Source organism: Oleiharenicola lentus (genome assembly GCF_051660365.1).
GTDB classification, from domain to species: Bacteria; Verrucomicrobiota; Verrucomicrobiia; order Opitutales; family Opitutaceae; genus Lacunisphaera; species Lacunisphaera lenta_A.
In genome coordinates, this window is sequence record NZ_JBOZXB010000002.1 from 748,970 (window position 1) to 761,403 (window position 12,434).

Genomic DNA, 12,434 nt, shown 5'->3' on the forward strand with positions numbered 1-12,434 from the left:
ACTGGATTATTTATGAATCTGCAAACGCGTGTCGCCGGAATCGTCGCGCACGAGGTGCCATTCGATCTCGGTGATTTTTTCCAGGAAGGTCTCGTCGTGACTCACCAGCAACAGCGCACACGGACAATCCACCAGCGCCTCTTCGAGGCACACAATGCCCGGCAAGTCCATGTGGTTGGTCGGTTCGTCCATCACAATGAGGTGTGGGCCGCGCACAATGCCGAGCGCGAGGAGTAATTTCCGGACTTCGCCTGGACTCGGCAGGGCGCTCTCCAACAAACGCGCCGGACGCGAGCCGAGTCGACTGACCGTGATCATGACGCGCCCCAGTTCTTCGTTGGGCAAACGTTTAATCGATTCGAGCAACGCGCGCGAATCCCCGGCGGAAATTTCCTGAGGGACGGTGACCAGTTTCTCTGCGGGCACTTGCAGGTGTGTGAGCAGGTGGCGGATGAGCGTGCTTTTGCCGAGACCGTTGGCGCCCGTGAGGGCAATGCGGCTCGTGCCGCCGATTTCCAAGTCGGGGAAATGCAACTGACGTCCGCCGCCCAACGGCATGCTGCCCTCGGGCAATCGCAACAGAAAATCGCGCGGCATGAACGAAGCACCGTCGACCCAGATGCCGGTTTCGTAACGTTTCTTCACGGTCAACTCAGAGCGCTCTTTCGCGATCTTGCCGGCTTTCTGATTCATCTGCGCAACCATTTTTCCGGCGTAAGCGTCTTTGCCGGACATCTTGGCGAGATTGCGCATGGCACGACCGTCGTGGTCGTGAGCGGGAATTTTTTTCGATTTCGATCCGCGGGCCGCCGACGATTTCTGGTCGGCGATGACGCGACGGCGCTGCGCCTCAGCTTGGAGCCGGGTTTCGGTGCGACGCATGACTTCGTTCGTGTGGCGCGCGGCGTCTTCTTCGGTTTCCTGCTGTTCCATGGCCTTGGTCACCCCGCCCGGCCGTAGCACTGCATCGGGCGGATCAATGATGAGACAATGCGTGCACAACTCGTCGAGCAGCGCGCGGTCGTGGCTCACGAGCAGACCGACGCCGGGAAATTCCTGCAGCGCCTGCAGCAATAGTCGGCGTGCATCGGCATCGATGTGATTGCTGGGTTCATCGAGCGCCAACACCGCCGGCTCGCGCCACAAGGCGACGGCGATTTGCGCGCGTTTGCGTTCGCCGTGACTTAAAGTCGACCAGCGCTCCGGCCAGTCCTCGCTGACGTGCAGCCGCGCCTTGAGCACGGTGGCGTCAGGTGCCCAGATAAAATCCTCAAACATCTCCGGCGCATCGTCGGTGCGTTGCGCCACATACAAAGTGAGCCCGCGACTCGTGACCGCGCCGCTTTGCGGGGTGAGCTCGCCCGTGACGACGCGCAACAGCGTGGTCTTGCCAGCGCCGTTGGGTCCGACGATGCCGGTCCAGCCCGAGGGAAACTGCACGGTGAGCTCGCTAAACAGCGGCGCGGTCATCCCGGGATGCGCGAACTCGACGGACTGAAGTGCTAGTTGGGCGAAAGCCATAGCTCACACGATAAAGGCGCCACGCACACCCGCAACGCCAAGTTAATTTCACGACACGCAGAAGGGTTTGCTCAATCGGCGCGCGCCGGCTGGACGGTCAGATAAACTGCGGGTTGACCGTGAAGCCCGCTGCGCAAAGAGTTTTTCCCAATGAAACCCCTCCCCGCTGCTGTTTCTTTTTTGCCTCGTTTCCTTCTGATTTTGACGTCGCTGCTGATGTCCGCGAACGCGGCGATCAAAAGCAAGCCCGGCGACTGGGCGATGGTCGATGAAATCACCGCGGCGATCGAATTGCCGCGCATCCCCAAGAAAGATTTCCCGATCACTGATTTCGGCGCAAAGCGCGGCGGCGATGCGTTGCCTGCGATCAAAGCCGCCATTGAAGCCGCCACGAAAGCCGGCGGCGGACGCGTCATCGTGCCGAAGGGCGAATGGCTGAGTAACGGACCGGTGCACTTGAAGAGCCGGATTGATTTTCACGTCGCGGAAGGCGCCGTGCTAGTGTTCGGACCGGAAGCGAAACACTATCTGCCAGTCGTCCTCACGCGTTGGGAAGGCACGGAACTCTACTCTTATTCTCCGCTCATCTATGCGTTCGAAGTCGAGGACGTCGCCATTACTGGCAAGGGCGTGATCGACGGCAACGGCGCGAGCGAATTCTTCACTTGGATCAAACAGCAAGGGCCCGACATGAACAAGCTGCGGCGCAGCGGCGTGGACGGCACGCCGGCGACGAAGCGTATTTTCGGCGAAGGCTCAAAATTGCGCCCGCCGCTGGTGCAATTTTTCCGAGCCAAGCGCGTGCTGCTTGAAGACTACACGCTAAAGAATTCGCCGTTCTGGGTGAACCACCTCGTTTACACCGACCATGCCACGATTCGCCGCATCAAGGTCGACAGTCATCACACGAACAACGACGGCATCGACGTCGACTCCTGCCGCTTCGTGCTGATCGAACACTGCCATTTCCGCACGGGTGACGATTCCGTCGTCGTAAAATCCGGCCGCGATCTCGACGGCCGCAAAGTGGGCAAGCCGAGCGAATACGTCGTCGTCCGCCATAACGACATGGGCGGCGAAGATGGCATCGCCCTCGGGAGCGAAATGTCCGGCGACGTGCGCCACGTGTTTTTTAGCGACAACATTCTCCGCAAGGGCGTGTCCGCGATTCGCTTCAAGGCGAGCCTCGATCGCGGTGGCGTAGTTGAACATATCCGCGTGCGTAATTTCACGGTCGAGGCTTTTGAAAATCTTTTCTGGTTTCAGCTCGATTATCCGGGCGGCCTGGGCGGCAATTTTCCCTCCACGTATCGCGACATCGTATTCGAAAATTTCACCGTCGAGAAAGCCGGCACCGTATTCGACGGCGACGCGCCCGCCGCAGCGCCGCTGATGGAAGTCGTCCTGCGCAACATCACGATCAAGGAAGCCGGTCGGAACTTCGTGCTGAAAAACGTCAACGGGCTCGTGCTCGACAATGTGGTCATCGGCGACCAGGCGCTGAACGGCCGGCTCGAGTCGAAGCCCGCGAAGAAGTAAACCCGGGCGCGTTGGGTTCTTGCGCGATTCAGCAAAGCGCGTTGGATGGGTGCATGGCTAATTCTCCCCGCATCCTCGCGTTCTCCGGCAGTGCCCGCCGTGGCTCGTTGAACAAAAAACTGCTCGCGGCCACCGTCGATGCGGTGCGCCAAGCCGGAGGCGAAGTCACGTTGATCGATCTCAACGACTACGCGCTGCCGCTTTATGATGGCGATTTAGAAGATGCGAGCGGACTGCCGGCCAACGCAGTGAAGTTGAATGAACTCATCGCAGACCATCAGGCGCTGCTCATCGCATCGCCCGAATACAATTCGATGATCACGCCGCTGCTAAAGAACACGATCGATTGGTGCTCGCGCGCAGACGAGGATCCATTTCCCGGCAAAGTTGCGGCCGTCGTGTCGGCGTCGCCGGGTGCGTTTGGCGGCGTGCGCTCACTCAAGCTCGCCCAACAACTGCTCTTACACTTGGGCTGCCACGTTGTGCCGGGAAACACGGCCCTGCCTCACGCCGATAAAGCGTTCGACGCCGCCGGGGCGCTGACCGATGCGCGGGCCCAAAAGTCAGTCCGCACGATTGCCACGGCACTCGTCGAGACGACCCGCAAACTCTCAGGCGCAACCGCCTGATTTTTATTTCGAGGTGGGAACGGCCAATTTGCTGAGCACTACATGCGTCGCAGCCGCCGATGCGACGTGTTCGGTCACGGTATAGCCGAGTTTCGGCAGGTCGATGTCCCCAAGGAGATTTTCACCCGAGCCGAGCAGCGTGGGCGAAACTGCAAGATGCAGTTCATCGATCAAACCAGCTTGAAGAAATTGGCGGATGGTTGCGGCACCGCCGCCGATACGAATGTCTTTACCTTGGGCCGCCGCGCGGGCGCGCTCGAGTGCGACGTGGATGCCCTCGGTGACGAAATGAAACGTCGTGCCACCGGCCATTTCGATCGACGCGCGCGGGTGATGCGTGAGCACGAACACCGGCACGCGATACGGCGGGGTATCGCCCCACCATCCTTTCCATTGCTCGTCCTGCCAGTCGCCGCGGATCGGGCCGAACATATTTCTTCCCAGAATCCAGGCGCCGAGATTGGCCATGCCGCGCACCGCGAAATCGTCATCGATTCCCGTGGTGCCTTGAGCGCTGTCGCCATGCATGGCTTGGAAAGTGCGGGTGGGAAAAAACCATTTGGCGAGACTGGGACCATTCACTCCGAGTGGATTTTTCAGGCTTTGATTTGGTCCGGCACCATAGCCGTCGAGCGAGATACTGAAGCAGGCGACGCGAAGTTTACCGAAAGATGGCTGGCGCATTTGAAATGGAGATTTGACGGGTTTGAAGGAATTTTCCGAACGGATTATTCGCGCGTCCTCACTCCAATTTTTTCAACGCAGCCTTGCGGGCGGCCTCGGCTTTGACGGCAGTCTCCACGTCGAATCCTTGCGCCGAAAGGTAGGCGTGCATACGCAGTTTATTCACGCGATAGACATCGAGTTTCGTCTCCGCTGAGCCGGCGATGACCGCCGCTTCCCGCGCGGCGGTAATCCACGCGAGAATCTGCGCCTGCTGTCGCGCCGTCATGGTCGGAAACATGCGTCGATACTCGTCCACGGAAAGACTCTGCAGATCGAATGTCATCCAGTCTTTGATGGCTTCGATTTGGGTGTCGTCCAGATCGCGCGCCAGCGCGCCCACGAACTCGCCGTAAACTTGGTGCGCGTGTTTGTCGGCGTTAAAGTTCACCCGATTGATCTGATGCGGATCGCCCGACGCCAACGCGATGAGTTGTTGGTCACGGTCAGCGTGCGCGGCGTGAAGATCGCGGTAAAATTTGAGGACGCGGTTTCGCACGTCCCGAGCCAGCGTCGCGTCGGTGAGGCTGAGTCGCTCCATGATTTTATCGGCGCGCCCACCGATTCTCCGTTCAAAAACCGCCGCATCGTTTTCCACGGGTGTCGCCGTCAGCGGCGGCGTTTGCGCATGGAGAAAAACACTCGAAAGCAAAACACACGCGACGGCACAGACTACTCGGATCATGGTGAGGACGGTTGGCTTGGGTATTGGGTAATCGATTCGTTACTCTGACGCCAGTGCGCGCGGAACCGTTACGGCCTGCAACCAATTTGATGCTCCTCTCGCGGTTAAGTGCGTGCCGTAATCCACCGCGCACCGACTCACTCGTCACGCAGCGCGACGAGTGGATTGATTTTCGCAGCGCGGCGGGCGGGCAGATAGCTGGCAAGCAAAGCCACGATAATCAACACCAACGAAACGACCGCATACACGAGCGGATCCGTAGGCTTTACTCCAAAGAGCAGCGTTGTCATGTAGCGGCTCAGGAGGAAAGCGCCGGTCAAGCCGATGACGATCCCGATCCCGGTTTTCCACAGGCCTTGTTTGAGAATCATGCCGACGATCTGACTTTGCGACGCACCGATCGCGCCGCGGACGCCGATCTCGCGAGTGCGTTGCGAGACATCGTAAGCGAGCACACCGTAGATTCCCAGCGACGAAAGGAACAGCGCGAGCCCTGCAAACGCCGCGAGCAGCAGCATCACCGCGCGGCGATTATCGAAGGACGAACCCACTGCCCTTTCGAGCGTGTTGGCATCGTAGAGAAAAATCTTGGGATCGAGGTCGCGCATTTTGGCACGGAGGGCCGGAATCAATTCTTCCGCCGAACGGGTCGTGCGTAGAAAAATCGTTACGCCGCCGGGGCGCGCGCCTTGCGGCACCACTTGGTAAATGAAGGGATTGCCACTCTTCTCCTCCACCCCGTTATGCGGAATATCGCGCACCACGCCGATGATCGTGGGCCAATCCTCAGGTTTTTCCGGACGCTGGCCGAAGCTGAAACGTCCGCCGATCGCAGAGCGATTGGGGAAATATCTTTTGGCGAAACTTTCATCGACCACGAAGAACCGGCGTTTGGGATCGCGATCCGCTTCTTCGTAGAAACGTCCTTCAAGTAATTTCAGACCGAGCGTTTCGGCGTAGCCAGGCGTGACTTGAATCCGGTAGGCGCCGGGTTGCGGCGCGCCGGGTGGCAGCGTGTCTTCTTCGAGCGTGAACGCGTTGATCGGCAACCCGCCTTGAAACGGGGTCGAGCCCGAGAGCGCGGTGGACGTGACGCCGGGCAGTTCTTGCAGAGATTGCGTCAGGCGTTCTTGAAACTTGGTCGCCGCCTCGGGAGTCGAGCGCTGCGCGGCGGGGATGACAATGCGCGCGGTGATCACTCCTTTCGGATTGAAGCCGGGATTGACCGCGAGCGCTTTCGCGAAGCTGTGAATTAGCAGTCCCGCTCCGGTCAGGAGAATCAGTGCGACCGCGACCTGCACCACGACCAGCATGCTGCTCAAGGTCCGCACGCCGCGTCCGGACGACGAACTGCGTGAACTGCTTTGGATGATCTCGGCGAGATTCGTGCGCAGGATGTGAAATACCGGAATCAGCCCGATCAGCACGCCGATCACCAACGTCAACCCAACCGCGAAACCGAGCACGCGAAGATCGAGCGTGGCGGGCAGCGACTGCGGCAACATTTTCGCCAGATAAAAATTACTCGCGCGCAACGCGCCCCAGGCCAGCACGAGTCCCAGCAACGCGCCGAGCACGGTGAGCACGAGGCTTTCCAAAATCAGTTGGCGAGCGATGAGGCTGCGGCCCGCGCCGAGCGCCGACCGAATCGCGAGTTCCGACTGACGCGCGTTGGCGCGCACGAGTTGGAGGTTGGCGACGTTCATGCACCCAATGAGCAACACGAACGCGACGCCGCCTTGTAACATGAGCAACGTCGAGCGCACGGGCTTCACGCGCTGCTCCTGCACGCCGCCGACATTCATCGTCATGCCGGAACGCTCCACGAAACTCTTCGCCTGCGGAGGCGAAGCGTCGACGTAGCGTTTTTCGAGAGTTTTGGCCTCGGCGTCGGCCTGGCCGGCGGAAACCCCCGGCTTGAGACGCCCAAACAATTGGATGCCCACGCCGTAGCGACCTTGGGGGTTTTCCTGCGCCGGCTGCCAGGAGAGCGGCAAGATGTATTTCACGCGTGCGTCCCACGCCTCCAATACCCGCGGGGCAACGCCGATTACGGTGTAAGTTTCGCCGGCGATCCGGACAGTTTTTCCGATAATGGTTGGGTCTTCGGAAAACTGCGTCTGCCAGAACGATTGCGTCAGCACGACGACCTTGTCGGCGCCGGGACGATTTTGTTCTTTGCTGAAAAACTGACCCAGCAATGGTTGCACGCGCAGGATCGAAAAAATTTCCGCCAGTGCGCTGGCCATATCCAAGCGAACCGGCGACTCGTCTTCCCCGAACATCTGCTGGCCAAACGACCACAGTGCGATCGCTTCGTAGGATGTGGCGTTCTTCGAGTAATCGAGGTAGATCGGCACGTTGGCCGGCATCTTGTCGAGTCCGGCTTTCGTGGCGGAACTGTAGAGCTCCACGATTTCCGCCGGTTTGTCGAATGGCAGTGGCTTGAGTAGCAGCGAATACACGCTGGAAAAAATCGCCGTCGTCGCGCCGATGCAGAGCGCGAGCGTAAGCAGCGTGGTCGCGGACAGCCCCTTGCCTTTCCAAAGCAAACGAAGCGCGTGACGAAGATCGCCGGAGATGCCGGCCAACATTCCAGCGGAGCCGGATGCGGAGTCAGTGGGGGAAGCCATGGGTGCGTGGGGTGATAACCCGGGCGGACGGGCAAAAGTTACAATGATTTCCTCGCTGAACAATCTTCGAGTGCGCGACGGGGCGAAGATGACACAATATTGCCAAGCCTCCCCGCCTCTGCTGCGGTTTCCGTCATGACGATCCGTGAACCTGAAGTTGTCGAACTAGCCACCGCTCGCGGCGCGATGCGCACGCTGGTATTTCGCCCGACCGGCGAAGGCCGCCATCCCGGGTTGGTGCTGTATTCGGAGATTTTTCAGATCACCGCGCCGATTCGACGCACGGCGGCGTTTCTGGCCGGCCATGGTTTCATCGTCGCGGTGCCGGAAGTTTACCACGAGTTCCTGTCTGCAGGCACGGTGCTCGCTTACGACCAAGCCGGCGCTGATCGCGGCAACGAACTCAAATACGCCAAGGAACTCGCATCCTATGATGACGACGCGCGGGCTGTCGTGGATTTTTTGAAAAGCCACGACCGTGGCAACGGCAGCGTCGGGGCGATCGGGATTTGCCTCGGCGGGCATCTTGCCTTGCGCGCAGCGATGCTGCCCGAGGTCGCCGCGACGGTGTGTTTCTACGCGACTGATGTTCACCAAGGCAGTTTGGGCAAAGGCAAAACCGACAATTCGCTTGCGCGGATTTCGGACATCAGAGGCGAACTTATGATGATCTGGGGTCGGCAGGATCCGCATGTGCCGGCCGAAGGTCGGGCCAAAATCTATGCGGCGCTCGCGGCCGCGGGCACACATTTCACGTGGCACGAATTTAACGGCGCCCACGCGTTCCTGCGCGACGAAGGTCTGCGTTACGACGCCGAACTCGCTCACCTGGCGCTCGGCATGGCGGTCGATCTATTCCGGAGAAAATTAGCGAAATAGTCCTCCGCTGTCCGAATCGCGGGATGTCGTTCGTCGAAGTAAGGTAAACCAACTCTTCAACTCTCACCTCAATTCCCTCATTCCCATGGCCAGCGTCAGCACCTACCTCAACTTCTCCCGCAACACCGAGGAAGCGTTCCTCTTCTACAAATCGGTTTTCAAAACCGAGTTCGCCTGCCCGATCGCTCGTTTCGGCGATGGACCCGGTTGCCCCGGCCAGCCGCCGCTGCCGGAAGCTGACAAGAAACTCATCATGCACATCTCGCTGCCGATTCTCGGCGGGCACCTGCTCATGGGCACGGATGCGCCGGAGTCGATGGGCTTCACGTTGAACCAGGGAAACAACATTTATATCAACCTCGAACCCGACACGCGCGCCGAGGCCGATGGGCTTTTCGCCGCGCTCGCCCAAGGCGGCAAAGTCGAGATGCAGCTGCAGGAAATGTTTTGGGGTGCCTACTGGGGCACGCTGACCGACCGCTTCGGCATCAAATGGATGTTCAATTGCATGGCGAAGTAAGAGCTTCGCGGGCAGACGCGCGCGGCATCGAGCGCGGCCCGCCCGCAGGTCGGGCTCTGTCTCTGCATTTGCCGTCCACTGTGTCGGCAATCGCGTTGAGGCACTGCGGGGCCGATGACGTGGCCCGCGCTGGTCAACAGATCGCACCGGAATATCAAAGAGCGCATGTCTGCGCCAATTCCATTTCGCCATTTGCTCATCGCCCTGCTGGTCGTGGCGATCTGGGGCCTGAATTTCGTCGCAATCAAAGTCGCGCTGCGTGACCTGCCGCCGCTGCTGTTGTGTGCGGTTCGTTTCACCCTCGTCGGCTTTCCGATGGCGTTGCTCGTGCCACGTCCAGCGATTCCCTGGCGGCAACTTGCCAGTTATGGAGCCACGATGTTCGGGCTGCATTTCGGGTTTCTGTTTCTTGGCATGAAACTCGGCATGTCGGCCGGCCTGGCGTCGCTCACGCTGCAATTCCAAGTGTTCGTCACCCTCGCGCTCGCGGCCTGGACTTTAAAAGAGCGCATCAGCGGGATTCAGATTGCTGGCATGTGCACTGCGGTCGCGGGTTTCGCAGTCGTGGCGATGCACACAGGCGGTGACGTGACAGTGGCGGGACTCGGTTGCGTGTTGATCGCGGCGTGTTCATGGGGATTTGCCAATGTCGCTTCGAAGCGGATCGGGCGTGTCAACCCGCTCGCGCTGGTTGCTTGGGGCAGCCTCGTGGTGCCCGTGCCGATGCTCGGCGCGTCGCTGATGTTTGAAGGCCGCGATGCCGTGTTGAATAGCCTCACTCAGGTGAGCGGCGCAGGGATAACCTCGGTCGCGTTTATCGTGTATGGATCGACGTTACTCGCCTACTCGTTGTGGAGCTGGTTGCTCGCGCGACATCCGTCTTCGGTGGTCGCACCCTTCATGCTCCTCGTGCCGATTTTTGGGATGATCAGTTCGGCGTTAATCCTCGGGGAGAGCTTACCCGCGTGGAAATTCCAAGCCGCTGCGCTCGTGTTGTCAGGACTGCTGCTCAATCTTTTCGGCCCGCGGCTTTGGGCAATGCGTCGTTCTGCGGCGCAAACCTGACGGCTGAAAAAATTAATTCTCAGACCCTACCCGCCATGCCCCACGTTCCCGGACTACGCAGTGTTTATACCAAAGTTGGCCGGCTGATTTACTTCGGCCGCATGCTCGACAAAATCCGCCTGCACGCCACCGGCCAACTTCCCGCCGACTACGTCGCGAACGTCGGCGACGCGCAATTCTACGTGCTCGATGGCCGCTGCTGCCGCTTCCTGGGTGTGGCGCATACGGATATTCGTGAACGCACCCTCGCCGGCGGCACCGATGGGGAAATTCTCGCGTGGGTGCATGCCCGCGGCGCGGCGCGCACCGATGAAGAATGTCACACGTGGAATCGATTCATCCTGAAACTCGGTTGGCGTGACGAACGCTCCGCGATCCTCGCGCAACGCATCAAAGACGGCGGCGGTTATCCCGGGAAAATTATCGAGACGATCATCGACCACATCGAAGTGGACGAAGGTCGCGATCCCGCCGAGACGCGGCCTTGGGAAAACATTTAGGGATTCCTGATGCGCGGAAAATTTTACGATCTTCTCCGCGCTTTGGGCGAACAGCTTTAGTTATTCGGGATATCTGGCTCGGTGAGCTGCGCGAGTTGGGTGAGCGACTCCTGCCAGCCGAGGTAACACATCTCAGCCGGGATGATCGCGGGCACTCCCGACTGTTCGATGTGAAGCTCGACGCCGCACAGGACTTTTTTGATCTGAACGGTCACGGTCATTTCGCCGGGTAGATTCGGGTCATCGAACTTGTCGGTGTAGCGCAGTCTTTCGTTGGGCACGAGCTCCAGAAAACTGCCGCCGAAACTGTGACTCGCACTGGTGCCGAAGTTCGTGAAAGACATCTTAAACGTGCCGCCCACTTTCGGCTCGAGGTGATGAATTTTGCCCGTGAACCCAAACGGCGGCAGCCAGCGGCACATGGCGTCGGCGTCGAGAAACGCTTTGTAGATTTTCTCAGGCGTGGAGCGAATGACACGGTGAAGACGGATCGTATTCGTGGACATGGGATGGATTCCTTGGATGGAGTTTGAGTGCGTGGTTTCAATTACTCAACGAACGAGCTTTCCCACGCCGGACATCAGGCGGATAAATCCGGTGAATTTTGCGGCGGTTTCGGAAAAATCCGCCGACGCTTCGGCTCCGGGCGCGGCATCGGCGGTCCTTCAGGGCGGGTGCGCCGCGTGTAGCGGCTGATGCCGAGGCGCTTGTTCTCGGCGGTGCAGCGAATCTGGAAATCCTGCATGCGTTGAAACACCTCGAGCAGTTGCGTCGGCTGCGCGTAGTGATCGAGGCCGGAGCGATCGAGCGCGAGTAGCAATTCATGCGTCGCCTCGAGCGTGGAAAGACAACCTGGCTCCGGCTGACGTTTGATCACATAACGACTGGGCGCGGCGTTCGAAAACATGATGCACGGCAACCGCTGTAGCGTCAGGCTCGTGCGCAGCATCGGTCGCACCAGCCGCCAGGTCGCGTCGAGCAAGAACACCACGAGACGCTTCCCGGCGAAGTCCTCGGCATGTAGCTCGCCCTTCGAAAGATCGCGAGCCTCACGCGAAGGATACAACAGCACTGGGTAATTTTGTGGATCGTTGATCAATGCCTGCACTTTATCGTGCTCGTCGAAACTGATGCCGATGTGCAGTTCGCTATCGGCGAGGCAAAGGTGCGTGAGGCGGCCCGTGTTGGCCTTGATGCGCTTGAACTCATACGGGTGCATGAGAAACACGAACTTCGTGCGCGACGGCATGGGCGTGATCGAGGCGCACCAGCACAACGGCTGTGGCCAGTAACATTTATAGCACATCACGCGACTCATGGGTGCGCCTACGCTTGAGCGTTAAAGCGCGACTGACCAGCGACAAAATATTATGAACGCTCCTGCGTCCTCTTAAGTCGCGCTCAGGCTTCGCGCCAAGGCGCTTTCGCACTTGGCAAGCGGCGCGGCGTCCCAACATTGGGCGCATGAACTATCGCACCAAAGCGGAATTTTTTATCAAGGGCATCACGCAAGGCGCCGTCGACGCGCCGGAAGTCATCGCGTGGTCGGATGAAGTGCTTCAAGCCGCCGCCAAGCCCGATGACTGGATGATCGAGATCTCCAGTTGCGGTCCCGATGACCGCCTGACGATCCTCAGCCACCTCAACACGGTCAAAGGCGTAGCCGATCCTGTAGAACTGGCGGCCCTGTTGAAAGAGCGCGGGTTGAACTAACCTGCTCAGTGGAAATGACCGGCCTCT

13 protein-coding genes are annotated in these 12,434 nt (G+C 59.7%); 7 read left to right on the forward strand and 6 right to left on the reverse strand.

Annotated elements, in window-relative coordinates:
- Positions 1-6: 6 nt before the first annotated feature.
- Entirely contained in the window at positions 7-1,521 is a 1,515-nt protein-coding gene (locus ACRRQW_RS18020; protein WP_438483010.1) for an ATP-binding cassette domain-containing protein, read from the reverse strand.
- A 150-nt stretch (positions 1,522-1,671) separates the two neighbouring features.
- On the opposite strand from ACRRQW_RS18020, the gene ACRRQW_RS18025 reads away from it, so the two are divergent.
- Entirely contained in the window at positions 1,672-3,060 is a 1,389-nt protein-coding gene (locus ACRRQW_RS18025) for a glycoside hydrolase family 28 protein (protein ID WP_438483011.1), read from the forward strand.
- 53 nt (positions 3,061-3,113) lie between these two features.
- A complete protein-coding gene (locus tag ACRRQW_RS18030) occupies positions 3,114-3,689 on the forward strand; it encodes an NADPH-dependent FMN reductase (RefSeq protein WP_438483012.1) in 576 nt (191 codons plus the stop codon).
- 3 nt (positions 3,690-3,692) lie between these two features.
- On the opposite strand, the gene ACRRQW_RS18035 is transcribed toward ACRRQW_RS18030, so the two are convergent.
- From ACRRQW_RS18035 to ACRRQW_RS18045, 3 genes are all read right to left on the reverse strand, one after another.
- The gene (locus tag ACRRQW_RS18035; protein WP_438483013.1) at positions 3,693-4,373 is read right to left on the reverse strand and encodes a dihydrofolate reductase family protein; all 681 of its coding nucleotides are present in this window, start codon (positions 4,371-4,373) and stop codon (positions 3,693-3,695) included.
- 58 nt (positions 4,374-4,431) lie between these two features.
- On the reverse strand, positions 4,432-5,097 hold the full coding sequence (locus ACRRQW_RS18040) for a DUF3826 domain-containing protein (protein ID WP_438483014.1): 666 nt from the start codon (positions 5,095-5,097) through the stop codon (positions 4,432-4,434).
- 137 nt (positions 5,098-5,234) lie between these two features.
- On the reverse strand, positions 5,235-7,730 hold the full coding sequence (locus ACRRQW_RS18045) for an ABC transporter permease (RefSeq protein WP_438483015.1): 2,496 nt from the start codon (positions 7,728-7,730) through the stop codon (positions 5,235-5,237).
- A gap of 135 nt (positions 7,731-7,865) precedes the next feature.
- On the opposite strand from ACRRQW_RS18045, the gene ACRRQW_RS18050 reads away from it, so the two are divergent.
- The 4 genes from ACRRQW_RS18050 to ACRRQW_RS18065 all read left to right on the forward strand — a co-directional run bounded on the left by ACRRQW_RS18050 (position 7,866) and on the right by ACRRQW_RS18065 (position 10,694).
- The gene (locus tag ACRRQW_RS18050; RefSeq protein ID WP_438483016.1) at positions 7,866-8,609 is read left to right on the forward strand and encodes a dienelactone hydrolase family protein; all 744 of its coding nucleotides are present in this window, start codon (positions 7,866-7,868) and stop codon (positions 8,607-8,609) included.
- 85 nt (positions 8,610-8,694) lie between these two features.
- Positions 8,695-9,129, forward strand: a complete 435-nt coding sequence (locus tag ACRRQW_RS18055) for a VOC family protein (RefSeq protein ID WP_438483017.1) — start codon at positions 8,695-8,697, stop codon at positions 9,127-9,129.
- 165 nt (positions 9,130-9,294) lie between these two features.
- Positions 9,295-10,194: an EamA family transporter gene (locus ACRRQW_RS18060; protein WP_438483018.1), complete on the forward strand. Its 900-nt coding sequence runs from the start codon at positions 9,295-9,297 to the stop codon at positions 10,192-10,194.
- A gap of 35 nt (positions 10,195-10,229) precedes the next feature.
- Positions 10,230-10,694 (forward strand): DUF5069 domain-containing protein, encoded by a 465-nt coding sequence (locus ACRRQW_RS18065; RefSeq protein ID WP_438483019.1) that lies wholly within the window; start codon positions 10,230-10,232, stop codon positions 10,692-10,694.
- Positions 10,695-10,750: 56 nt separating this feature from the next.
- On the opposite strand, the gene ACRRQW_RS18070 is transcribed toward ACRRQW_RS18065, so the two are convergent.
- Together ACRRQW_RS18070 and ACRRQW_RS18075 are read right to left on the reverse strand one after the other, a co-directional pair.
- Positions 10,751-11,200 carry an SRPBCC family protein gene (locus ACRRQW_RS18070; protein ID WP_438483020.1) on the reverse strand — a complete coding sequence of 150 codons (450 nt, stop codon included), beginning with the start codon at positions 11,198-11,200 and terminating at the stop codon, positions 10,751-10,753.
- A gap of 74 nt (positions 11,201-11,274) precedes the next feature.
- Complete coding sequence (locus ACRRQW_RS18075; RefSeq protein WP_438483021.1) at positions 11,275-12,012, reverse strand: tRNA-uridine aminocarboxypropyltransferase; 738 nt, start codon at positions 12,010-12,012, stop codon at positions 11,275-11,277.
- Positions 12,013-12,158: 146 nt separating this feature from the next.
- Here ACRRQW_RS18075 and ACRRQW_RS18080 point away from each other — a divergent pair, with 146 nt between their 5' ends.
- Positions 12,159-12,407, forward strand: coding sequence for a hypothetical protein (locus tag ACRRQW_RS18080; protein ID WP_438483022.1), 249 nt, complete (start codon positions 12,159-12,161; stop codon positions 12,405-12,407).
- Positions 12,408-12,434 lie beyond the last annotated feature (27 nt).

Bases quoted from the DNA above. Each gene is read 5' to 3' on its own strand.
- ACRRQW_RS18020 (WP_438483010.1), bottom strand. From the start codon at position 1,521: ATGGCTTTCGCCCAACTAGCACTTCAGTCCGTCGAGTTCGCGCATCCC.
- ACRRQW_RS18025 (WP_438483011.1), top strand. From the start codon at position 1,672: ATGAAACCCCTCCCCGCTGCTGTTTCTTTTTTGCCTCGTTTCCTTCTG.
- ACRRQW_RS18030 (WP_438483012.1), top strand. From the start codon at position 3,114: ATGGCTAATTCTCCCCGCATCCTCGCGTTCTCCGGCAGTGCCCGCCGT.
- ACRRQW_RS18035 (WP_438483013.1), bottom strand. From the start codon at position 4,373: ATGCGCCAGCCATCTTTCGGTAAACTTCGCGTCGCCTGCTTCAGTATC.
- ACRRQW_RS18040 (WP_438483014.1), bottom strand. From the start codon at position 5,097: ATGATCCGAGTAGTCTGTGCCGTCGCGTGTGTTTTGCTTTCGAGTGTT.
- ACRRQW_RS18045 (WP_438483015.1), bottom strand. From the start codon at position 7,730: ATGGCTTCCCCCACTGACTCCGCATCCGGCTCCGCTGGAATGTTGGCC.
- ACRRQW_RS18050 (WP_438483016.1), top strand. From the start codon at position 7,866: ATGACGATCCGTGAACCTGAAGTTGTCGAACTAGCCACCGCTCGCGGC.
- ACRRQW_RS18055 (WP_438483017.1), top strand. From the start codon at position 8,695: ATGGCCAGCGTCAGCACCTACCTCAACTTCTCCCGCAACACCGAGGAA.
- ACRRQW_RS18060 (WP_438483018.1), top strand. From the start codon at position 9,295: ATGTCTGCGCCAATTCCATTTCGCCATTTGCTCATCGCCCTGCTGGTC.
- ACRRQW_RS18065 (WP_438483019.1), top strand. From the start codon at position 10,230: ATGCCCCACGTTCCCGGACTACGCAGTGTTTATACCAAAGTTGGCCGG.
- ACRRQW_RS18070 (WP_438483020.1), bottom strand. From the start codon at position 11,200: ATGTCCACGAATACGATCCGTCTTCACCGTGTCATTCGCTCCACGCCT.
- ACRRQW_RS18075 (WP_438483021.1), bottom strand. From the start codon at position 12,012: ATGAGTCGCGTGATGTGCTATAAATGTTACTGGCCACAGCCGTTGTGC.
- ACRRQW_RS18080 (WP_438483022.1), top strand. From the start codon at position 12,159: ATGAACTATCGCACCAAAGCGGAATTTTTTATCAAGGGCATCACGCAA.